This window comes from Streptomyces sp. NPDC043738, assembly GCF_056436545.1.
Map to the genome: position 1 here is coordinate 143,566 of NZ_JBWKCJ010000006.1, position 21,456 is coordinate 165,021.

At 70.9% G+C, this 21,456-nt stretch carries 17 protein-coding genes; 10 read left to right on the top strand and 7 right to left on the bottom strand.

Annotation, left to right across the window (positions count from 1 at the left end):
• The first annotated feature begins 294 nt into the window (after positions 1 to 294).
• Both AC0680_RS11185 and AC0680_RS11190 read left to right on the top strand, forming a co-directional pair.
• Positions 295 to 1,122: an enoyl-CoA hydratase family protein gene (locus AC0680_RS11185; RefSeq protein WP_478626901.1), complete on the top strand. Its 828-nt coding sequence runs from the start codon at positions 295 to 297 to the stop codon at positions 1,120 to 1,122.
• Positions 1,107 to 3,413 (top strand): bifunctional salicylyl-CoA 5-hydroxylase/oxidoreductase, encoded by a 2,307-nt coding sequence (locus tag AC0680_RS11190; RefSeq protein ID WP_478626903.1) that lies wholly within the window; start codon positions 1,107 to 1,109, stop codon positions 3,411 to 3,413. Before AC0680_RS11185 ends, AC0680_RS11190 begins: the two co-directional genes overlap by 16 nt.
• A 75-nt stretch (positions 3,414 to 3,488) precedes the next feature.
• Here the strand turns inward: AC0680_RS11190 and AC0680_RS11195 are convergent, their stop codons facing one another.
• Positions 3,489 to 4,487: a ScbA/BarX family gamma-butyrolactone biosynthesis protein gene (locus AC0680_RS11195; RefSeq protein ID WP_478626905.1), complete on the bottom strand. Its 999-nt coding sequence runs from the start codon at positions 4,485 to 4,487 to the stop codon at positions 3,489 to 3,491.
• Between the two features lie 159 nt (positions 4,488 to 4,646).
• A complete protein-coding gene (locus tag AC0680_RS11200; protein WP_478626907.1) occupies positions 4,647 to 5,264 on the bottom strand; it encodes a ScbR family autoregulator-binding transcription factor in 618 nt (205 codons plus the stop codon).
• A 149-nt stretch (positions 5,265 to 5,413) separates the two neighbouring features.
• Here AC0680_RS11200 and AC0680_RS11205 point away from each other — a divergent pair, with 149 nt between their 5' ends.
• On the top strand, positions 5,414 to 6,433 hold the full coding sequence (locus tag AC0680_RS11205; protein ID WP_478626909.1) for an MDR family NADP-dependent oxidoreductase: 1,020 nt from the start codon (positions 5,414 to 5,416) through the stop codon (positions 6,431 to 6,433).
• A 47-nt stretch (positions 6,434 to 6,480) separates the two neighbouring features.
• Here the strand turns inward: AC0680_RS11205 and AC0680_RS11210 are convergent, their stop codons facing one another.
• Positions 6,481 to 7,125 carry a TetR family transcriptional regulator gene (locus tag AC0680_RS11210; protein ID WP_478626910.1) on the bottom strand — a complete coding sequence of 215 codons (645 nt, stop codon included), beginning with the start codon at positions 7,123 to 7,125 and terminating at the stop codon, positions 6,481 to 6,483.
• 464 nt (positions 7,126 to 7,589) lie between these two features.
• On the opposite strand from AC0680_RS11210, the gene AC0680_RS11215 reads away from it, so the two are divergent.
• Positions 7,590 to 8,354, top strand: a complete 765-nt coding sequence (locus AC0680_RS11215; protein WP_478626913.1) for an HAD family hydrolase — start codon at positions 7,590 to 7,592, stop codon at positions 8,352 to 8,354.
• A 15-nt stretch (positions 8,355 to 8,369) separates the two neighbouring features.
• Here AC0680_RS11215 and AC0680_RS11220 read toward each other — a convergent pair whose 3' ends face one another.
• Positions 8,370 to 9,221 carry a PaaX family transcriptional regulator gene (locus AC0680_RS11220; RefSeq protein ID WP_478626916.1) on the bottom strand — a complete coding sequence of 284 codons (852 nt, stop codon included), beginning with the start codon at positions 9,219 to 9,221 and terminating at the stop codon, positions 8,370 to 8,372.
• Positions 9,222 to 9,230: 9 nt separating this feature from the next.
• Positions 9,231 to 10,829, bottom strand: coding sequence for an AMP-binding protein (locus AC0680_RS11225; protein ID WP_478626918.1), 1,599 nt, complete (start codon positions 10,827 to 10,829; stop codon positions 9,231 to 9,233).
• Positions 10,830 to 11,005: 176 nt separating this feature from the next.
• Here AC0680_RS11225 and AC0680_RS11230 point away from each other — a divergent pair, with 176 nt between their 5' ends.
• Entirely contained in the window at positions 11,006 to 12,133 is a 1,128-nt protein-coding gene (locus AC0680_RS11230) for an acyl-CoA dehydrogenase family protein (protein ID WP_478626920.1), read from the top strand.
• Between the two features lie 56 nt (positions 12,134 to 12,189).
• On the opposite strand, the gene AC0680_RS11235 is transcribed toward AC0680_RS11230, so the two are convergent.
• A complete protein-coding gene (locus tag AC0680_RS11235; protein ID WP_478626921.1) occupies positions 12,190 to 12,738 on the bottom strand; it encodes a hypothetical protein in 549 nt (182 codons plus the stop codon).
• A gap of 243 nt (positions 12,739 to 12,981) precedes the next feature.
• Here AC0680_RS11235 and AC0680_RS11240 point away from each other — a divergent pair, with 243 nt between their 5' ends.
• The 3 genes from AC0680_RS11240 (at position 12,982) to AC0680_RS11250 (ending at position 16,296) form a co-directional block, all read left to right on the top strand.
• A complete protein-coding gene (locus AC0680_RS11240) occupies positions 12,982 to 13,788 on the top strand; it encodes a VOC family protein (RefSeq protein ID WP_478626923.1) in 807 nt (268 codons plus the stop codon).
• Positions 13,789 to 14,117: 329 nt separating this feature from the next.
• Positions 14,118 to 14,459 (top strand): hypothetical protein, encoded by a 342-nt coding sequence (locus tag AC0680_RS11245; RefSeq protein ID WP_478626924.1) that lies wholly within the window; start codon positions 14,118 to 14,120, stop codon positions 14,457 to 14,459.
• Positions 14,460 to 14,913: 454 nt separating this feature from the next.
• Entirely contained in the window at positions 14,914 to 16,296 is a 1,383-nt protein-coding gene (locus AC0680_RS11250) for a hypothetical protein (RefSeq protein ID WP_478626925.1), read from the top strand.
• 345 nt (positions 16,297 to 16,641) lie between these two features.
• Here AC0680_RS11250 and AC0680_RS11255 read toward each other — a convergent pair whose 3' ends face one another.
• The gene (locus AC0680_RS11255; RefSeq protein ID WP_478626928.1) at positions 16,642 to 17,730 is read right to left on the bottom strand and encodes a hypothetical protein; all 1,089 of its coding nucleotides are present in this window, start codon (positions 17,728 to 17,730) and stop codon (positions 16,642 to 16,644) included.
• Between the two features lie 1,348 nt (positions 17,731 to 19,078).
• Here AC0680_RS11255 and AC0680_RS11260 point away from each other — a divergent pair.
• Positions 19,079 to 20,521 (top strand): DNA phosphorothioation-associated putative methyltransferase, encoded by a 1,443-nt coding sequence (locus tag AC0680_RS11260; RefSeq protein WP_478626931.1) that lies wholly within the window; start codon positions 19,079 to 19,081, stop codon positions 20,519 to 20,521.
• Positions 20,522 to 20,580: 59 nt separating this feature from the next.
• On the top strand, positions 20,581 to 21,432 hold the full coding sequence (locus tag AC0680_RS11265) for a hypothetical protein (RefSeq protein WP_478626934.1): 852 nt from the start codon (positions 20,581 to 20,583) through the stop codon (positions 21,430 to 21,432).
• Positions 21,433 to 21,456 lie beyond the last annotated feature (24 nt).

Consider the following 21,456-nt stretch of genomic DNA (forward strand, 5'->3'; position numbering starts at 1 on the left):
GGATGCCTGGGACCGGATCGGGTGCCCAAGGCCCGCGCCGGGTGGCCGCGGCTCGCGCCGGGGACCTGCCGGTCCGGTACGTCCACCGTAGGAAGCGCGGCGGAGCCCGGGGCAGAGGCGAGCGGCCGGAGCCGGGGGGACCTATGGCCCATGGCGGACGGGACCTTCGTCCGGGTCATGGCCGAGAAACGGCGTATCGCGCCATCGTGACGACAGTCACAAAGCGGTGATAACTTCGAAGGGCATCCGGAAGAGCATCCACCGGCCGACCCGCCAAAGGGGGCAGGCAGTCCGATGAGCCCGTTCACAGGATCCGCCCGCAGCACAGACTCCTGGCAGCACATCCGCGTGACCAGGAAGGACGGGATCGCCACGGTCACCCTGGCGCGCCCGGACAAGCTCAACGCGCTCACCTTCGAGGCCTACGCCGACCTCCGCGACCTGCTGACGGAGCTGTCCAGGGAGCGCTCCGTACGCGCCCTGGTGCTCGCCGGGGAAGGCCGCGGATTCTGCTCCGGCGGCGACGTCGAGGAGATCATCGGCGCCACCCTGGGCATGGACACCGCACAGCTGCTGGACTTCAACCGGATGACCGGCCAGGTCGTACGGGCGCTGCGGGAGTGCCCGTTCCCGGTGATCGCGGCCGTGCACGGCGTCGCGGCCGGCGCCGGCGCGGTGCTCGCGCTGGCCGCGGACTTCCGCGTCGCCGACCCCTCGGCGCGCTTCGCCTTCCTCTTCACCCGGGTCGGACTGTCCGGCGGCGACATGGGCGCGGCCTATCTGCTGCCCCGCGTCGTCGGACTGGGCCACGCCACCCGGCTGCTGATGCTCGGCGACGCCGTACGCGCGCCCGAGGCCGAACGCCTCGGCCTGATCAGCGAGTTGGCGGAGGAGGGGCACGCCGACCAGGCGGCCGCCGCGCTCGCCCGCCGGCTCGCCGAGGGGCCCGCGCTGGCGCACGCCCAGACCAAGGCGCTGCTCACCGCCGAGCTCGATCTGCCGCTGGCCGCCGCGGTGGAGATGGACGCCGCCACCCAGGCGCTGCTGATGAACAGCGCCGACTACGCCGAGTTCCACGCCGCCTTCATGGAGAAGCGGGCGCCCAAGTGGCAGGGGAAGTAGCCGTGCGGGTCGCCGTCATCGGCGGTGGACCGGGCGGGCTGTACTCCGCGGCGCTCCTCAAGCGGCTCGATCCCAGCCGCGAGATCACCGTATGGGAGCGCAACGCCCCCGAGGACACCTTCGGCTTCGGCGTCGTGCTCTCCGACGAGACCCTCGGCGGCATCGAGCACGCCGACCCGGAGGTCTACCGCGCACTCCAGGCGGAGTTCGTCCGCTGGGACGACATCGACATCGTGCACCGGGGCCGCACCTTCACCTCGGGCGGGCACGGCTTCGCGGCGCTCGGACGGCGCCGGCTGCTGGCCGTACTGCACCGGCGCTGCCGCGACCTCGGCATCGACCTGCGCTTTCGCACCGAGGCGCCGCCCGCCGCCGAGCTGGCCCGCTCCCACGACCTGGTCATCGCCGCGGACGGGGTGCACAGTGCGACCCGCACCGCGCACGCCGACGCCTTCCGGCCGCGGCTGACCACCCACCGCTGCCGCTACATCTGGCTCGCCGCCGACTTCGCCCTCGACGCCTTCCGCTTCGAGATCGCCGAGACCGGGCACGGTGTGGCCCAGCTGCACGCCTACCCCTACGCCCGCCCCTCCGGGGCGCCGTGCCCGAGCGGTGCCAGCACCGTGATCGTCGAGATGCGCGAGGAGGTCTGGCGCTCGGCCGGACTGGACCGCTGCGACGCGCGGGCCTCCGCCGAATGGTGCGCCAAGACCTTCACCGAAGCGCTCGGCGGCCGGCCGCTGCGCTCCAACAACTCCACCTGGACCGCCTTTCGCACGGTCGTCAACGACCGCTGGTCACACGGCAACACGGTGCTGCTCGGCGACGCCGCGCACACCGCGCACTTCTCCATCGGCTCCGGCACCAAGCTCGCCGTCGAGGACGCGCTGGCGCTGGCCGCCTGCCTCCAGGAGCAGCCCGACACCGCCGGCGCGCTGGCCGCCTACGAGGCGGAGCGCCGCCCCGTCGTCGCCTCCACCCAGCGCGCCGCCCGCGCCAGCCTGGCCTGGTTCGAGGAGCTGGCCACCTACATCGGCCAGCCGCCCCGCCAGTTCGCCTTCAACCTCCTGACCCGAAGCCGCCGTGTCACCCACGACAACCTGCGGCTGAGGGACCCCGGATTCGTCGCGGCCGTCGAGGGCGAGGCGGACACGCCGGCCGGCACACCGCCGATGTTCACGCCCTTCCGGCTGCGCTCGCTGAACCTGCGCAACCGCGTGGTCGTCTCGCCGATGGACATGTACTCGGCGCGGGACGGCGTCCCCGGGGACTTCCACCTCGTCCACCTGGGCGCCAGAGCCCTGGGCGGGGCGGGCCTGGTGATGACCGAGATGGTGTGCGTCAGCGAACAGGGCCGCATCACACCGGGCTGCGCCGGGCTCTACACCCCGCACCAGGCCGCCGCCTGGCGTCGGATCACCGACTTCGTGCACACCCAGGCGCCCGGCACCGCGATCGGTCTCCAGCTCGGCCACTCGGGCCGCAAGGGCTCCACCAAGCTGATGTGGGACGGCATCGACGAACCGCTCGACGACGGCAACTGGCCCCTCGTGGCGGCATCCCCCCTTCCGTACAAGCCCGGCAGCCAGCGCCCCCACGAGCTGACCACGGGCGAACTCGCCATGATCCGGGACCAGTTCACCTCCGCCGCGCGCCGCGCCGTCGACTGCGGCTTCGATCTGCTGGAACTGCACTGCGCCCACGGCTATCTGCTGTCCGGATTCCTCTCCCCGCTGACCAATCAACGCACCGACGCCTACGGCGGTTCCCTCTCCCGCCGGCTGCGTTTCCCCCTCGAAGTCTTCGACGCGATCCGCGAACTGTGGCCGGACGACCGGCCGATGACGGTCCGCATCTCCGCCACCGACTGGGCGGAGGGCGGCACCACCGCCGAGGACGCGGTGGCCATGGCGGCGGCCTTCGCCGACCACGGTGCCGACGCCATCGATGTCTCCACCGGGCAGGTCGTGGCCGACGAGCGCCCCGACTTCGGCCGCTCGTACCAGACGCCGTTCGCCGACCGCATCCGCAACACCCTGGGGGTGCCGGTCATCGCGGTCGGCGCCATCTCCTCCTGGGACGACGTCAACTCCCTGGTGCTCGCCGGGCGTGCGGACCTGTGCGCGCTGGCCAGGCCCCATCTGTACGACCCGCACTGGACGCTGCACGCCGCCGCGGAGCAGGGGTACACCGGGCCGGGCGCCCCGTGGCCGCCGCCCTACCAGGCGGGCAGCCGTACCCCGCCCACCGGTCGTACCGACGCGCCGAAGCCCCGCCTCACGCTGCGGTGACGGGGAGACACGGGCAGCGGGGCGGGGCCGTCCGCGGAGGAAACGGTGGGCCTCCGGCGGCTCCACGGCGGCGCCTCAGCGAATCGGCAGGCCGGTGACACGCGCCGAGATCACCGGTTTGCCGTGCTGTTCCACGGCCACGTCGACCGGCATGCGGCCGTCGGGGTCCTGCGCCGAGGCCCGCCGCGTGGCGGTCCGCGCCCGTACCCAGCACGGTGCGTCCAGTTCGGCGTACCGCTCGAAGGTGCACTCCATCGCTATCGGCAGGGTGACCCCGGGCGTCGCCGCCTGCGCGGCCTGGCGGGCGGCCTCGATCATCAGCATGCCGGGGGCGTGGTCGGCGGGCTGGTCGAAGAGCACCGGATGAGAGGTGTCCACCCGCAGGCGCCACAGGCCGTGGCGGCCGGTGGGGGAGAGCACCACATCGTGCTCGCGCTCCCGGGCGACCAACTGCGGGGAGACCGGCGCGGGCAGCGGCAGCCTGCGGGCGTTGGGCGTCGGCTCGCTGTACCTGCCGCGCAGCCGGCGGTAGACGGCCGGGCTGTGGCACGCGTAGTCGAGCGTCGCGGTGGCCAGGTCGGCGCCGTCGCACCGCACCCGGAAGTCCTGGCGCGCGCTGAGCAGCCGCTTGCCGCGGCGGACCACCTCATGGTCGGTGACGTGCAGTTCCACCTCCGCCGGCGCGCCGGCCGTGCCCAGCGCCTGCGGCGCGAGGTCGTAGGCGATCCGCTGCCAGGTGATCGGGTGGTCGAGCGGCACGCGGTGGGCGAGATGGCTGAGCAGTATCCCGGCCTGCCGCATGGTCTCGACCAGCAGCAGCGGATCGTGCAGCCGTTCGCGCCCGTCGACCGGTCCGTAGAAGCCGTGTGCGCGCGGCCACCGGGCGCTGACGACCCAGCCGTCGGCGGTGTCCCGCCGCCAGTTGGTCAGGAACACCTCCGGCATTGCCGCACGGCGGCCGTACCCCTGCGGCGCGGTGGTACTCAAAGGGGACGTTCGGTTTTCGTCGGCGAACCCGCCTCTGCCGTCGTGGCGCTGATCCGGAGACGACGGCATGAGGATGGCTCTGGCCATAGGTGTCCTCTCTGAAGTGCGGCCCTCGGTGCCCAGACGGGCCGAGCCGCGCTGGCGGTCCCCGCGGCTCCAAGATACGGACCCTGCGGGGGGTTCACCAGTGCTAAGGGGCGCTCCTCGGCCAGGCTCGGGAGGGCGGCGAAGCCGGACGGGCGGACGTCAGACGGAGACCCGCGCCGAACGGCCGTGCGGGTCGAGATGGCTCATCGCGCCCGGCGAGGCGAGACCCGGCAGGGTGTGCTTCCACAGCGCCGTGACCCGCTCGGGGAGATCGGCGCGGTTGGTCGCGGCGCGCGAGAACAACTGCACGCCCATATAGGCGGCGACGAAGAACTCGGCGGCCCGGTCCGGCACCACACCGGGCAGCAGCTCCCCCTTGTCCCGGGCCTCGCTGAACATCGTGCTGATGATGTCGGTCCAGGCCTGGTAGGGGACCAGCGGCTCGTCGCTGAACGTCGTCTCGACCGCGATACGGGTGCCGGCCTGCAGCAGCGGGTCGCTGCGCAGCGCCAGCGCCACCCGGTGGGTGAAGTCGATGGCGTCCTGCAGCCGGGAGTCGCTGATCTGCGGAAGGAACGGGTCGGCCTGCTCGGTGATGACCGCGCGGGCCAGTGCGCCCTTGGAGGTGAAGTGGAAGTACACGGCTCCTTTGGTGACACCGGCACGCTGGATGATCTCGGCCATGGTGGCGGCCTGGTACCCGCGGCTGCCGATGACGTGAGCCGCGGCTTCGAGGACCGCGCGCCGGGTGCGCACTGCACGTTCCTGCTTGACCACCGAACAGCCTCCGTATGCTCTCTTGGAGTTGCGCCGAGTGCGACCCGTCGCACTGGCCGCGCAGTCTCTTTCGGCATCATAAGGAAGCCAACCAGGCGGTATTGAATCTGCGCGCCGTGGCGTGTACTACGACTTCTAGGAGCTGTCCGATGTCCCCCACCGCTCTGCCCGCCGCGCAGCGCGAGATCCGGCTCGTCCGCCACGCCGAAGGAGAGCTGACCAGCAGGCACTTCGTCGTCGCCGAGGTGCCGCTGCCCGAACCGCAGCCGGGACAGGTCCTGGTGCGTACGCGCCTGATGGCGGTGACCGCGGCGATGCGGACGCAGATGTCCGGTGACTCGAAGCCGATGCCGCCCTTCGTACCGGGTCAGGCGCTGTGGGGCTCCGCGATCGGGCAGGTGGTGGCGGCGCCCGGCGGCGGCTTCACGCCGGGCGAACTGGTACACCACCGCTACGGATGGCGGGAGTTCGCGGTGGTCGACGAGTCGCAGGTGCGCCGGCTGGACCTGGACGCGCTACCGGATCCCGCCGCGCACCTCTCCCAGGGCGCGACGGCCTGGGGCGCGCTGCGCAGGGCCGCCGAAGTCCGGCCGGGGGACACGGTGTTCGTCTCCGGCGCGGCCGGCGGTGTGGGCAGTCTGGCCGGGCAGCTGGCGCGCCGGATGGGCGCCGCCCGGGTGGTCGGCAGCACCGGCTCGGAGCGCAAGGCCGCCCGGTTGCGCGCCGAGTTGGGGTACGACGACACCATCGTGCGCGGCGCCGGCCCGATCGAGCGGCAGCTGCGCCGGGCGGCTCCGGACGGCATCGACGTACTGCTCGACACCGTGGGCGGCGAGCAGTTGACCGCGGCACTCGAGGTGGCCCGCCCCGACGCCCGCTTCGCGCTGGTCGGCGCGCTCTCCAGTCAGCTGGGCGCGACAGGCGGCAGCACCGCCCCGGTGGAGCTGGACACGGCGCTGATCATCACGCGGCGGGTGGCGCTGCGCGGTTTCGGGCTGCGTGCGCACCCGGATCTGCCGCAGGAGTGGGCGAAGGAGTTCGGTCAGGGCCTGCGGGACGGCTCCCTGGTCTTCCCGCACGCCCTGCTGAAGGGCATCGAGCAGGCCCCGCGGGCGCTGTGCGAGCTCACCCAGGGCCGCCATATCGGGGCCGTGCTGGTCGAGTTGTGATCCGCTCGCGCCCGCTCGTGGCGTACGGCTCCTGACGGCCTGCCGGGTCAGCCGGCGGCGGGGGCATGTGCCGGCTCCGGGATGCCGGCTGCCGGGATCCGCTCCGCCGAGGCCGACAGCAGCCCCCACAGGCCGACCACGGCCTCCCGGTCCCACCACGTCCCGTCCTCGCCGCCCAGATGCAGCAGTCCCACCACGATGGAGGTCAGCAGCTGGGCGGTGCGGCGCGGTTCGGCGTCCGGTGCCGCCGCCGCGGTCGGCCGGCCCGGCTCCCCGGTCCCGCAGGTCACCGCCTTGTCGAGGAAGAGCGCGTACCAGCGCTGCTCCAGGGCGTAGATGCCAAGACCCGGTGCGGTCTCCGGCCGCAGGCGCAGTCCGGCGCGCAGTACGGCGTCCGTCTCCACCCGGCTGAACAGCTCGACGGCGAAGTCCTGCACGGCGGTCGCCAGCGGCCGCGGGGAGCGGGCGAAGCCGTTCTCGATCTCCTGCAGCGTGGCGAGTGCGGCGTCGCGCACCGCGAGGGTGAGGTCGTCCTTGGACGTGAAGTGGAAGTAGAGGGCTCCTTTGCTCAGCCGGGCCCGCCGGCTGATCTCGACCATGCCCGCGGCGGGAACCCCCTTCTCCAGGAAGGTCTCTGCGGCCGAGCGGATGAGTGCCTGGCGGCTCTGGATGGCGCGATGCTGGGTGGGCACGGTGTCCGTCCCGTCTCTAGTACGGCTGCGAAGCTGATTGCAGTCTACATAGAAAACCAACCATGCGGTTCGATATGGTCGGGGTGAATGGCCTGAACTGGTACGCCCTGGCGAGAAGCCGATGTTCGGCCGCGGATTCCGGGCCTCCGGTGGCGCCTGCGCGTCCTGTGTTGCCAGTCTGGGCTTGCGGGGGAGCGCTGTCGACCCGTCAGGATGTGACAAAGGCACATTGACAAACAGCGCAGGCGGTTTTTAAATCTCCGAAGGCGGTAAACGGGACGATCCGTTCCGATGGAGCCGCCGCGACGGTCGCGTACCGCCCTTGGACAGCGTGTGCGCCATGGCGAGACCGCCTCCGCCCCTTACCAGTCGCCGACCGCAGGCCGCCCAACCAGCAGAGCCAGCAACGTCACCCGAACCCCCGCACCCCGCACCCCCATCGGAATCCGGAAAGGTCTCCAGCCATGCGCGTAGCAATGGAAGTCGGCGAACGTCCCGCGAGAGGCGCACGGGTCGCAGGAGGCGAGACGATCAGGGCCGCCGTCTTCGATCTGGACGGCACCCTGGCCAACACCTTGCCCGCGATCAGCAAACTGCTGGTCAAGGTGGCCTCGGAGCAGGGCTGTTCGGTGACCGCGCGGCAGGCGGCCTCCGCCATCGGCAAGCCCCCCGGCCCCGCCTTCGGCCGGCTGCTGGGCAAGCCCGAGGACGACGGCCGGGTGCAGGCCGCCATCTCCCGCTACCGCGAGCTGTTCGCCTACGAGGTGCTGTGCCAGGGGCCGCAGCTGCTCTTCCCCGGCGTGACGGCGGGGCTGTCCGCGCTGCGCGCCCATGGTGTCGAGCTCGCCGTCGCCACGTCCAAGACCACCCGCAGTGCCGAGGCGCTGCTCGACGTCATGGGCATCCGCGACCTGGTCGGCCCGGTCATCGGCCAGGACATGGTCCGGCGCGGCAAGCCGCATCCGGAGATGGTGCTGCGGGCGGCCGGCCGGCTGGGCGTCGCACCCTGGCAGAGCGCGTATGTGGGGGACACCGTGGGGGACATGAGGATGGCGGTCACCGCGCGCATGGCGCCGGTCGCGGTGACCTACGGCGTCGGCACGTTCGGTGAGCTCGCCGCGGTCGCCGGGACCCGGATGTGCAGTTCGTTCAAGGACGTGGTCTCGGTGATCGCCGCGGCCAGGCCGCGGCCGGCCGTCGCGGTGGGGGCTCAGCAGCGCCGCCGCTGAGCCGCGGCTGTCGCCTTACGGACCGGCCGTCGCCTGGTGCGCGTAACGGGCGCCGGTGGTCCGCAGCATGCCGTGCAGCCTGCTGAACACCTCTGCCGCGCGGCCACCCGGCCAGTCCTCCGGAAGGAGGGGAGAGGGCAGCCCGGGATCGGCGTACGGGAGGTGGCGCCAGGCGTCCAGGGCCAGCAGATAGTCGTGGTAGGCCGCCTCCGGCGGTACCGTGCGCCGTCGTGACCAGCGCCGCAGGACCGGCTCCTGTTCGTCCAGGAAGGCGCGGTACTGCGCGGCGATGGCGTCCAGGTCCCACCAGCGTGCCACCGCGTCCGCCGTGGCGGCGAAACCGGCGTGCGTGCCGGTGAACAGATCGACGTACGGGGCCAGTTGCAGCCGTTCCAGGGTGTGCCGGGTCTCCTCGTAGAGCTGTGCGGGGGCGATCCACACTCCCGGTGCGGCGGTGCCGAAGCCGAGCCGGGCCAGCCGGGAGCGGAGCAGGTGCCGTTTGTGCCGCTCCTGCTCGGGGACGGAGAACACGGCCAGCACCCAGCCGTCCGAGGGCCGCGCGGCAGGCCGGCCGAAGATCCGCCGATCGCCGTCCTCCAGGAGCTCGTGGGCCGCGTCGGACAGTCCGTAGGCCGCCGCACCGGTGGCCGTACGCGCGGGGACCAGCAGCCCGCGCCGCTTGAGCCGGGAGACCGCGGAGCGCACCGACGGCGGATCCACCCCGAGCCCCCCGAGCAGCCGGATCAGCGCGGCGACCGGCACCACGGCGGCCGCCTCGTCCGTCGCGCCCGGTTCGCCGCGACCGTAGGCGCCGTAGAACGTGACGATCAGGGACCGCGGGGTGTGCTGTGTTTGCTGGTCGGTCACCGGGTCACTCTAGATCGGCGCACGCAGCCGGAAGCGCTGGAGCTTGCCCGTCGGGGTGCGGGGGAGGGCGGTGTGGAAGACGATCTCGCGGGGGCATTTGTAGGGCGCGATACGGGTCTTGGTGAAGGCGCGCAGCGCGGCGACCGTGTCCTCTTCCTCAGGGACGCCGGACCGCAGCACGACATGGGCGACGACGACCTGTCCGCGGTCCTCGTCGGCCCGCCCGACCACCGCGGCCTCGGCCACGTCGGGGTGCTGGAGAAGGGCGTCCTCCACCTCGGGGCCGGCGATGTTGTATCCGGCCGAGATGATCATGTCGTCCGCGCGGGCGACGTAGCGGAAGTAGCCGTCGACCTCGCGGACATAGGTGTCACCGGTGAGGTTCCAGCCGTCCCGGACGTACTCGGTCTGCCGGGCGTCCGCGAGGTAGCGGCAGCCGGTCGGGCCGCGTACGGCCAGCAGGCCCGGCTCGCCGTCCGGTAGCGGTGTGCCGTCCGTGCCCACCACCCGGGCCTGGAAACCCGGCACCGGCAGTCCCGTCATACCCGGCCGGATCGCCTCGTCGGCGGCCGAGATGAAGATGTGCAGCAGCTCCGTGGCGCCGATGCCGTTGATGATCCGCAGGCCGGTCGCCCCGTACCAGGACTGCCAGGTCGCGGCGGGCAGGTTCTCGCCGGCCGACACGCACCGGCGCAGCGAGGAGACGTCGTGCCCGTCGAGTGCGGACAGCATCGCCCGGTAGGCGGTCGGCGCGGTGAACAGCACCGAGATGCGGTGTGCCGCGATGTCGGAGAGCAGCCGCTCGGGCCCGCCCCAGTCGGTGAGCAGCGTCGAGGCACCGGCCCGCAGCGGGAAGACCACCAGCCCGCCGAGTCCGAAGGTGAATCCCAGGGGAGGGCTGCCGGCGAACACGTCGTCAGGGGACGGGCGCAGCACCCGCGCCGAGAAGGTGTCCGCGATGGCGAGCACATCGCGGTGGAAGTGCAGGCAGCCCTTGGGGCGGCCGGTGGTGCCCGAGGTGAAGGCGATCAGCGCGACGTCGTCGGCCGCGGTCGCCACCGCGGTGTACGGCGCGCCGGGCCGGGCGAGCCGGCGCAAGTCGTCCGGTCCGTCCCCGCCGTAGGTCGTGATCCGCAGCCCCGGGACCCCGGCCGCGGCGAGGTCGTCGACACAGCGGACGTCGCACAGCGCATACCGCACCTGGGCGATCTCGCAGATCGTGGCGAGTTCCTTGGGGCGCTGCGCGGCCAGGACGGTCACCGCGACCGCCCCCGCCTTCATCACGGCGAGCCAGCAGGCGGCCAGCCACGGGGTGGTGGGGCCGCGCAGCAGCACGCGGTTGCCCGGCAGCACCCCCAGCCGGTCGGTGAGCACCCGGGCGATCGCGTCGACCTGTGCCCGCAGCTGCCCGTAGGTCCACACCGGACCGCTCGCGTCGCGCACCGCGGGACGGTCCGCGCCGAGCCGTGCGATGGTGCCGTCGAGCAGTTCGGCGCCGCAGTTCAGGCGGTCGGGGTAGCCCATGTCGGTGAGGTGCGGCCACTGCTCGCGGGGCGGCAGCCGGTCGCGCGCGAAGGTGTCGGCGTGGGCCGAGGACCGTAGCTCCATGGCGGATGCGCCCCCTAGGGCGGCCGGGTGGCCGACTCGGTTGGCTGCTCGTCCGGCCGGCCGGGGCCGGTGCGACGAGTGGTCGAGGACTGCCGTTCGGATGCTTCGTCAGCGTAACGTGTTGGTGACGGCAGTCAACAGACCGCGATAGAGGACCGCTACCAGGGAGCCGCCTCGTGACTGTATTCGCGCTGGGACCGGACGAGCGGCAATGGTGCGCCGAGCTGCGTGCCATGACGGCCGAACGGCTGAGCCCGCTGGCGGAGAAGGGCGCGGCGGGCCGGGTCAACCGCCCGCTGGTCGCCGCCCTCGGCGAACTGGGTCTGCTGCGCCGCCTGTTCCCCGCCGACGGAGCGCTGCGCGCCCTGGACCTGTGTCTGCTGCGGGAGTGCCTCGCCCAGGAGTGCACGGAGGCGGAGACCGCGCTCGCGCTCCAGGGCCTGGGCGCCTACCCGGTCGTCCAGGCCGGCACCGATGCCCAACGTGCCCGTTGGCTGCCCGAGGTGGCCGCCGGGCGTGCCGTCGCGTCCTTCGCGCTGAGCGAGCCCGGCGCCGGCTCGGACGCCGCCGCGCTGTCCCTGGCCGCCGAGCCGGACGGCCCGGACGCCTGGCGGCTGACCGGCGAGAAGTGCTGGATCTCCAACGCCCCCGAGGCCGACTTCGCCACCGTCTTCGCCCGCTCCGGGGGCGCGGCGGGCGCACGCGGCGTCACCGCCTTCCTCGTCCCCGCCGACCGGCCGGGCCTGACCGGCGAGCGCCTGGACATGCTCAGCCCGCACCCCATCGGGACGCTGGTGTTCGACGGTACGCCGGTGACCAGGGCGGATGTGCTGGGCGAGGTGGGCGGCGGGTTCGCCGTCGCGATGGCCACCCTGAACCTCTTCCGGCCGAGCGTGGGCGCCTTCGCGGTCGGTATGGCGCAGGCCGCGCTGGACGCGGCGCTGGCGCACGCGGGCGCGCGCACCGCGTTCGGCGGCCCGCTGAAGGACCTGCAGTCCGTGGGCCACCAGCTCGCCGAGATGGCCACCCGGGTCGAATCCGCCCGCCTGCTGGTGTACGCGGCCGCCTCCGCATACGACACCGGGGCCCCGGACATCGCCCGCCGCTCGGCCATGGCCAAACTGCTGGCGACCGAGACCGCCCAGTACGTGGTCGACGCCGCGGTCCAGATCCACGGCGCCCGCGCGCTGCGCCGCGGCCACCTCCTGGAGCACCTCTACCGGGAGGTCCGCGCCCCGCGCATCTACGAGGGCGCGACGGAGGTGCAGCGCTCCATCATCGCCAAGGAGCTGTACCGGCACTGAACGTCAACCGCCCGTGCCGGTACCGGACTCCGCCGCGCGGCCCGACCCTTGAGGCCTCAGCCGTTGACCTTCCACACGCTGCCCAGCGTGCACTTGCCGGACAACGTGCCCTGCTCGCTGGGGCTCTTGATGAACGTGCCGGTCACCGTGGTGGGCAGGGTCTGGCCCGCGGCCACCTTGAGCGAGGAGATCTGCACGACGCCGACGTAGCCGCCGGAGGCGTCGGTGAACCGCACACTGCCGTTGTAGGTCGCGGGGCTCGTGGAGTTGCCGTTGGTCACGCTCAGCTTGGCGGTCAGCGTGGCGGCCGCGCTGTCGACCTGGCAGTCGGTGATGCGGATGTCCGACTCGGGCGGCGTGGTGGAACCGGAGGACGGCGAACCGGTGGTCGTGCCACTGGTGGTGGTGCCACTGGTGGTGCTGCCGGAGCTGCTGTATCCGCCGCTGGACGTGCTGCCGGAGCTGTACTCGCCGCCGGAGCTGCTGCTGGAGCTGCTGGAGCTGTGGCTGCCGCCGCAGCCGCCACCGTGCGAACCGCGCGCACCGGTCAGCGCGACGACCACCAGCGCGCACACGGCGACAGCGCGAACATGGCGAATCTTCATCCCGAGTTCTCCCCCGTGACAAGCGGCCGCCTCCGTGGGCGGCCGCTGCGTACGCGTAGCCGTACGCGTACCCGATTGATGACGCGCCCGCCGGGCCCCTCGATGCGGGATTCCTTGACGAGCGCGCGTCAGGCTAGCAAGCGGACGCCCGCAGGCCGAATCCCGGGCGGTGGGCGGCCGACGGGCGAGTGTCAGTGGCGGATGTCAGGCTGAAATCACGAAGGATCCGCGAAGGGAATCGTCATGATCACTACTGACTTCGTCCCTGGCTCCCCGTGCTGGATCGATCTTGGTGCGCCCGATGTCGAGGTCGCGGCGGCCTTCTACCGAGCGGTGTTCGGCTGGCGGGCCGAACCGCACGGTGAGCAGGGCGCGAGCGGATACACCCTCTTCCGGCTCGACGGGAAGGCGGTGGGCGCGGTCGGCCCGCTCACCGAGGACGGCGCCCGCTCCGCCTGGACGATCTACTTCCAGACCCCTGACGCGGATGCCACGGTCGAGGCGGTGGCCCGGGCGGGCGGCTCGGTCCGCTCGGCGCCGGCCCCGGTGGGGGCGGACGACGGCCGGCTCGCCCAGCTCACGGATCCGCAGGGCGCGGAGTTCGCCGTCTGGCAGCCGGCGAGACATCCGGGCATCGAGGCCGCGGACGGCCCGGGCACTCTGGGCTGGACGGAGCTGTACACCACCGACCCGGCCGCCGCGCAGACCTTCTACCGGACCGTCTTCGGCTGGCACACCCAGGACATGCAGCTCCCCGGAGGCGGCGGCACCTACACCCTGCTCCGCCCCGCGAACTGCAGCGAGGAACGGATGCACGGCGGCCTCATAGGCGTCCCCGCCGACCTGCTCGGGCCCGGCGGAAAGCCGTACTGGCACCCGGTGTTCGTCTCGAAGGACTGCGACGCCACGGTCGGGCTGGTGACGGGCAACGGCGGCACGCTGTCGATGGGGCCGGAAACCGCCGAGGACGTCGGCAGGCTCGCGGTCTGCACCGACTCCTCGGGCGCGGAGTTCGTCGTCCTCACACCGCAGGCGGGCGCGCTGGGCTGACCGCCCTTCGCCCCCCCCGACGTTCGACGACGCCCCTCCCGCCCCGGGCGGAGGCACCAGGCCCGCGCCTTCCCGTATCCCCCGCTGCACGAACGCGGCGTGCCGCATGCGGTGTTCGGCCCGGACGCCGCCGCCCTCGCACGGGAAGCCCGACAACGCCGACCACGCCGAGACCGCGCGCCGTTGCGGGCGCCGCTGACCGGTGTGCCGCGGCCGCGCCCAGATTCGGCGCGTCGCTCGATGCGGATGGGGACTTTCCGATTAGCCTTTCGTAACTGTACGAGGTTGATCAATTACTGATCGCATCCGTTCAGAACACCGGAGATGACATGCACAAGCTTCGTAAGGCTGCCGTCGTGGCGGCCGTCCTCGGCAGCGTCGCCTTCCTCGGCGCCGGCTCGGCCTCCGCCGACGGCGGCCAGCACAAGGGCCGCACCGAGTTCAACATCAAGCAGGGCAGCTCCTGCCGGTCGCACGACCTGAACGTCGACGTCCTCGGCGAGGTCGGCATCCTCAACGGCGTGCTGGGCAACGCGCTCGGCGGCGAGGGCGCCCCGGGTGCCCAGGAGACCAAGATGGGCTCGTCGATGGGCTGCAACAACGCCTTCGGCGACGGCGGCGGCAAGGACGGCCGGGACGACAAGGACGGCAAGGAAGACAAGGGCTACTAAGAGTCCGCGACGGCCCCGGGCATCCGCGTCACCGGCTGGGTGCCCAGGGCCCGCTTTCGCCCTTCGGCAGGGGCCGGGCGTCGTCACCCGGCCCCTGCAGGGCAACGGAAAGACCACTGGCCAGGCTTCCCGGGGGAATCCTGGCCAGTGCTTGTCGTCAGGGGCCGGGTCGGGTGGGCCCGCACGGGGGAGTCCGCCGCTTCTGGCTCAGCGGCATTCTCTCGTCAGATGTCCCGGAAGAGACCAGGGGGCGCCGTGACCTGCTGCGATGGGTGGATACACGTCGCTGACCTGCGCGGATGGTCTTTCGGCTGTTTCACGCTCGTGCCCGTTGGTGCAGCCGGAAGTCCCAGAAAAGTCCCAGGGAACTCCCACTGCCGAGGTCCGCTCTTTCGGCTCTATACAGGGTGAGGGGGTGCGGTGTGGGCTGGGGCTCGTGCATCGGTGGTCCGCCTTGAACGAACGCCAGCGCGCGCTTCTGGAGCGGCTCGCGGCCGGTGAAGAACGTGGAGCCTGGGCGCCGGGGGAATGGCGCTCGGCTTATGCCCTGCGCGACCGTGGTCTGCTGACGGTCAGCAAGAGTGGTGGGGATGTCCACGCGGAGGTCACTGCGGCCGGCCGGTTCTACCTTCGGCACGGTCGTCATCCTGACGATCCGGCGTTCGCGGACGACGGCGTTCAGGTGGCGCCCGTCGGACCTTCGGGGCTGGCGAAGGGCCGAGCACGGCGCGAAGCGACGGGTCCAAAGCGCAATCCGACGCCGTACAGTGAACGGCCCATCGCGCGTGCTCGACGGGCGAAGGCCCAGGAGCTGGTCGATCGTCTGGTTGCCGAGGGGCGGGTCCGCCTTGCCGACCCCGATGACGACGAGGTCGCGGAATGGCGACGCGTCGTCGATTACGCGAAGCGGCACGGTCTGGAACCGCAAGGCAGACGCATCGAAAAGGCCCGCTTCGGCACACGCGGGCTGGAGATGTTCCTCGCCGAAGGCCCGCATCCCAACGCACGGAGTCAGCGTCCGAAGACCGACTCCCCGGTGGTTCCGGTTCCCGCACGACTGAGTTCCCTCCATCCAGCTGTGGCTGCTCTCAGGGACGATGATGGACAGCTGGTCATTCCCCCGGTGCTCCGTCGCCGTTCACTCCTGATGCTGCAGGCGCTGGCTGCCGAGGCAGTACGGCGAGGGTACGAGGTCAGGCAGGGCCGATCGTACTATTCGCGGCGCGAGGGCGGAGTGGACGTGCTTGTCGATGGCTTCCCGTGCACCACCACTGTCAGGCAGGAGTTCCCGCAGTCCACGAAACCAGAGCGGTCCGCGCGTCTCGTCGTCGAGCTTGACCATGGCCGATCCGGTCGGCCGGGCCGCTGGCGCGATCGGAAGGCCCGGGCGCTTGAGGATGTGTTGGGCGTAATTCTCGGGGAGATCGAGGCGCGAGCGCTGGAGGACGCTCAGCGCAGAGAGAACGAGGAGCGGACCAGGGCGGAGCGGGAGGCTCGCCGGCGTACGGCCATGGAGGAGGCGAAGAAGCGCGCTGTTCGGGATCAACTCGCCGAGGTGCTTCGCGAGGAGGTCGGACGCTGGCAGGAGGCCGCCGTACTGGGTGCGTACTGCGATGCTCTGGAACGGCGTCTTGCCGAACCGGGCAGCATCGTGGACGCCTCGGCTCTGGAATCGGCCAGACGCTGGTTGGAGTGGGCACGTGAATTCGTGTGTGAGATCGACCCGTTGAACCAGCTTCCGGAGATGCCAACTCCAGGGGAGCCGACGCCGGACGAGCTCAAGGCGCACCTGAAAGAGTGGAGTCCCTACGGCCCAGAACGCCGAGGTGGAGGGTGAAGCACAGAACGGGCGGTTCGCTGACTGGCTCCATGTGTTCCCGATGACGCATCATGTGGAGTGCGTTGTGGTGCTGGAGAAGGCGGCCAAGGGCGCCTGACCTGCGGTTTCGTGTGTGCGCATTATGTGCGTTGTGGGCGTTACGGGCGATATCTTGACGCTGAATTGACGCTCGTGACGCTCGAATGACGCTCGTTCTGACGGGGCGTCACCTGACTGATCGTGCAGGTCGTGCCAGGTGGAGGGCGTGTTTCCTGCGGGCTGTCTTTGCAGGAACTTGAAGGAAACTCGGCCGAGTTCCTGCATGCCGTAGTTCGGCGGGCCGGACGTTGGCGGAGCGGGCGCTCAATAGGTCGGTCCGTAAGGGCTCCAGTGGCCGAGGAAGGGCCTTAGGTCGTCGGCTTGCGGTTCGGGGACATCGGGCAACCGGGGTGGTGAGCTCAGCGGGTCGAGGCGCTCGACGGTGGCCGTTGCCCAGCTGATCCATGCTTCGGCGTCGGTTCTGGCCTGCCCCGGCGGCATGGCCTCGACTCGCGTGCGCACAGCGCTCACGTACTCGGTCAATCGGGTGGCGTGGCGCCAAGCCTCTTCCTGCGCTTCGAAGTGCCTGATGCGGTACGCCTCCGCGTACCGGATGCGGGCTTCTTCCATGGCAGCTTCCCAGCGAATGCGCTTCTGGCGTGCCGCTTCGATCTCGTCCTGGCGTCTGCGTTCAGCGTCCTCGCCGCGGAGAGTGACCTCTTGGGCGATCTCGGCGAGCTGCTCTTCCAGGGAGCGGCCGAGGGTGTCGGCCCATTCGCTCGCCCGGTGCGGCTGGCCGCCGCTGAGCACGAAACGGAGCCGTTCGGACGGGGTGTAGTCGAAGTGGGGGATCCTGACCCAGGAGTCCTTCTTGGCCGCGGCGAGTTCCTTCTCGGTGGCGACATGCTCGGTCCGGTCTTGCTCCTGGAGGACAAGGAACCCCACGGCCTGGCTCCGTGCGGTGATGGTGAAGTGGGGAGATGCTCTGCGACGGCGATGAGGCGGGGGAGCGAAGCCGGTCCGTCCAGCAGAAGTGGAATGTCCTGTGGCCTCGGCAGCGGTGATGAGCGCTTGGATGAGCCGGAGGGCACGTCCTTGGACGGGCTTCGTGAGGCCCAGCGGTTGGGTTTCGCTCTGCATGACCCGTACCACGGTGTGCGGACGCGCGAGCCGCGACGGCACGGAGATGGGTTTGAGGACGGTAAGGCGCCAGGCGGGGATGTCGACGAGCTTGATCTCGTACCCGCCACGGCACCAACCCCCGCATAGCTCCTTCGTCTCCGGGACCCTTCCGGACCTACGTGCCGCGGCGACGCGGGACGGCCACTTCTCCAAGTCCGGACCGCTGCCGCTCTTGACGATCCGGCCGCCGGCGTCCGCGAGCTCCTGCAGCAGCTGTTCCGTGAACGTCACACGAGGCTGTGACGGAGGGCTTGGCGACCGCCCGGCGGCCGGGGTTTCGTGCGCTCGGGGGGACCGGGGTCGTGGAGCGGTGGCTTGGGACTTGCGGGGGTGTGACCCGCGGGGAGGGTAGGTGCCGTGCGCCAGGTAGTGCTGGCCTGCACCCGTCAGGGCGACGCTCCACTGCCCGCCCTTCCGGGAGACAGTGACCAGGCCCCGGTTCTGCAGTGCCTGACACGTGGTCTTGTAGGAGCTGGTCGCCCAAACGCCAGCGGGACACCCGGCTCCCACCCACTGCAGCACTGACAGTTGCCGCTCATTGACCTGTCGCTCCAATGGTCCGCCTTCGACTTGAGGTTGACATACGACGGCGGCATGTTGTCAGTTCCGTTTGTAAGCGACGGGCGGTTCGAAACAATTCGCTCGAACGAACTGGGGCTGACGCGGGCCGTGTGTACGCGGCGATGGCGGCGTAGCGCCGACCGGTGCGTGGCCGGCTCTTCGCCGAAGGGAGCGATGAGCTGCCATTGAGCGGGCGAACTGGATGTCCGTGCGGGCGGCGAATTCAGCCGTTGCCGTCTGTTCGGCCTCCGTGAGCTGCTGGCGAGTCACCTCGGGGGCTTCGGTCAGAGCCTTCAGCCACTGAGCTTCGCGCGCAAGCGTCGGCTCGTGGTGCCCAGGACGGGGTTGATGGCGTGCTCCAGACCGGGAACGGGCGGGGATGAGCCACCCGAGCAGACTCCCCGCTGCCACCCGGAGGACGTCGACCTCATTCCGGGCTTCGCCCGAGACGTGTCCGGTCTCGGTCACCATAGGACGGGTGATCTGGAGGTGCAGCTCCGTACGCCGCGGGACGTGGAGCGGGCTCAGCATCTGTTCCGGGCAAGCTATGGGCGGCGTGATCGGCTGCCGCTGCCTGCTTCGTAGCGGGCTGCGCTTCGTGTCGCGTGCGGTCGTGGGTGGAGCCTCGCGACGTGGGGGCCGGGTACGGCGGTGGACTATCTATGGTGCGCGGGATCGCCGGTTTGGCCAACCGGTCATCCCGCGCTGTTTGTTGCCCCACATCTTGCCCGCCAGTGATTAGCTCGAACAGCTGGCGGCTACCCCGGCCGTGACCGCCGGAACCATCACTCCAAGGGCGACAACAGGGCCGCCTGGCGCTCGGTTTCCCAGAAACTTCGAACTGTGCCAGAGGTACAGATCTCATGCACGATGGCGATGGGGCTACCCGGCCCACCCGCCTTGGAGCACACCCCCTCAAGATCCGAAAGGTAGTGGCTTCTACCGGTCATCGGCTCGGGTGTCCCGTATGGTTCGGTGCTGTCGCATGCTGGCCTGTTCGTGGATTCAGGGGATGCCGATGACACAGCAGCTTTGGAGCAGCCGGAGGCATCAGACCGCGATCGGCCGAGTCGGCCTCTCGATGCCGGCCCGTCGCGCCCTCGGCGACCTACAGCTGGAACCCGCCATGCGAGTACTGGACTACGGGTGCGGGCGTGGCGGCGATGTACGGGCACTGCAGTACCTCGGCTTCGATGCCGCGGGGTGGGACCCGATGCACTTTCCGGACGGGCGGCGCGAGCTGGCCGAGGTGGTCCTTCTCACCTATGTCCTGAACGTCATTGAGAATCCCGCCGAACGACGAGAGACACTTCTACGGGCTTGGGACCTCGCCAAATCGGCGCTCGTGGTGTCCGCGCGGTTGAGGTGGGAGCGCAACCAGATCAAAGGCACGGAGTACGGCGACGGCATCCTCACGCAGCGCCGCACCTTCCAGCACCTTTACGCCGCCGGCGAGCTTCGCGACTACGTCGAGGAAGCCACCGGTGTGCGCTGCGTGTCGGCGGCGCCCGGCATCGTTTACGCGTTCAAGGACGATGCGGCCCGCCTGAGCTACCTGGCCCGCCAGGTCGCCCCCGAGGGGGGATGGCTGGCGTCCGAGGACACCGCCTCGGCGATCACCTCGGTCGTCGATCATCTCGAACAGCGCGGCAGGATGCCTCAGCTGGAGGAAATGCCGCAACCCATCATCAGCCTCCTCGGCCACCTGCGTCCCGCTGAGCTCAAGCGCCTTGCCGAGCAGGAAGCCGACCCCGTGAAGGTCGAGCGGAGCGCCGAGTGTGGAGCCCTCGACACTCTGCTGTTCCTCGCGCTGGAGCTGTTTCACGGCCGAGGCCCGGTCAGCAGTCTGCCTCTGCCGGTTCAACTGGACATCCGTGCCTTCTTCCCTTCGTACACCGAGGCGTGCCAGCGAGCGGATCGGCTGCTGTTCAAGTTGCGTGACGACGCATACGTCCGTCGGGCGATGAACGGATCGATCGCCGGTAAGTTCACCGCAACCGCCCTGTACGTGCACCGCCGCGCGCTCCACCGGATCCCGGCCGTGCTGCGCCTGTACGAGCAGTGCGCGAGTATCGCTGCCGGCCGCCCTGGCGAGTGGTCCGTCGTCAAGCTCCGCCATCAGGGTCGCGGCGTCAGCTGGCTCGACTACCCCGAGTTCGACACGGATCCCCACCCGCGGATCGCGGCCTCGTACGCCGTCGACCTGAAGACCCTCAAGTCCTCCTTCACCTCGTACGCGGAATCCACCAATCGTCCCCTGCTGCACCGTAAGCACGAGTTCCTTGCTGAGGACGATCCCGACGCACCCAAGTACCGGAGGCTCACGGAGGCCGAGGTGCGCGCCGGCCTCTACGAGAGTCCGCACCTGATCGGCACGGAAGAGGGTTGGGAGCGCGAACTTGTACGCTGCGAGCGGGAGTTGCGGGGTCACCGGCTCGTACGCCGCACCACCAGCACCTGAGCGTCGCACCGGCTCTCGGCACCGGAGCGATTGTCAGTGTCGTGTGCCACGCTCCACCCATGACCACTACCCGGATGCAGAGCCCCTGCCTTCCCTCATACCGCACGCTGTCCGCCCTCGCGCTGTCCGAGCCCGAGGACCACGTCCGTGAACTCACCGACTGGGTGGAGCACGCCTCCGCCGTTGCCGCCCTCCCCGGGGCACAGAACAGCTGGGATACGGCCTACAAGTGGCTGCGACTCGCCCAGGGCCTGCGCACGGTTACGTTGGACATGTCGTACGACGACGGCGGCATGTGCTCGGCGGGCCTCGACTTCGACGCTGTCTGGACCGAGATGATGGAGGAGTGGCAGCAGCACCAGGTCCGTCTCGGCTATCTGCGTGCAGCACTTGAAGGATTCGGCCGGCTGCTGCACCCGGACGCTGCGGAGCCTGGACTGGCAGTCGAGGCCGCGGAACAACGGCTGCACCATCATGCCGACGCATGGCCAGTGCACGCTCGCGCGGTCGCCGACCACCTGCGGACACATGCCCCGGACGGGGTGCCAGGCGCCGGCATGCCGGTGGCGGCAGCGGTGACTCAGGCGATTGCCTTGCACGAGATGGTCGTTCACGGCCGTGCTTTCGTCCCCGAGCCGGACAGCGACGCGGACGGGAAGGTCTTTCCCACCGGGCACGCTGAGGTCTGCGCGGTCAAGGAAGCCTCCACAGTGCTGCTGCTGGGGCTACAGCTACTGATGGCGGCAGCGGTGCAGGAGGACCGCGTCGCCGTTTTCGACGACAAGTACCTTCTCGACGGCATGTGGATTCCCGACTCCTCGGGCGGCAGCCGCTGGGTGGATGAAGAGATGCCCTACGGCGAGTACCTCGCCGTCCTCCACCTTCAGCCCGGTGAGCCGCCCGAGCTCTGACTCCGCCACAGAGCGGCCCTGCGG

Bases quoted from the DNA above. Each gene is read 5' to 3' on its own strand.
- AC0680_RS11205 (WP_478626909.1), top strand. From the start codon at position 5,414: ATGTCCCCCACCGCTCTGCCCGCCGCGCAGCGCGAGATCCGGCTCGTC.
- AC0680_RS11185 (WP_478626901.1), top strand. From the start codon at position 295: ATGAGCCCGTTCACAGGATCCGCCCGCAGCACAGACTCCTGGCAGCAC.
- AC0680_RS11225 (WP_478626918.1), bottom strand. From the start codon at position 10,829: ATGGAGCTACGGTCCTCGGCCCACGCCGACACCTTCGCGCGCGACCGG.
- AC0680_RS11245 (WP_478626924.1), top strand. From the start codon at position 14,118: ATGCACAAGCTTCGTAAGGCTGCCGTCGTGGCGGCCGTCCTCGGCAGC.
- AC0680_RS11265 (WP_478626934.1), top strand. From the start codon at position 20,581: ATGACCACTACCCGGATGCAGAGCCCCTGCCTTCCCTCATACCGCACG.
- AC0680_RS11215 (WP_478626913.1), top strand. From the start codon at position 7,590: ATGCGCGTAGCAATGGAAGTCGGCGAACGTCCCGCGAGAGGCGCACGG.
- AC0680_RS11240 (WP_478626923.1), top strand. From the start codon at position 12,982: ATGATCACTACTGACTTCGTCCCTGGCTCCCCGTGCTGGATCGATCTT.
- AC0680_RS11235 (WP_478626921.1), bottom strand. From the start codon at position 12,738: ATGAAGATTCGCCATGTTCGCGCTGTCGCCGTGTGCGCGCTGGTGGTC.
- AC0680_RS11260 (WP_478626931.1), top strand. From the start codon at position 19,079: ATGACACAGCAGCTTTGGAGCAGCCGGAGGCATCAGACCGCGATCGGC.
- AC0680_RS11195 (WP_478626905.1), bottom strand. From the start codon at position 4,487: ATGGCCAGAGCCATCCTCATGCCGTCGTCTCCGGATCAGCGCCACGAC.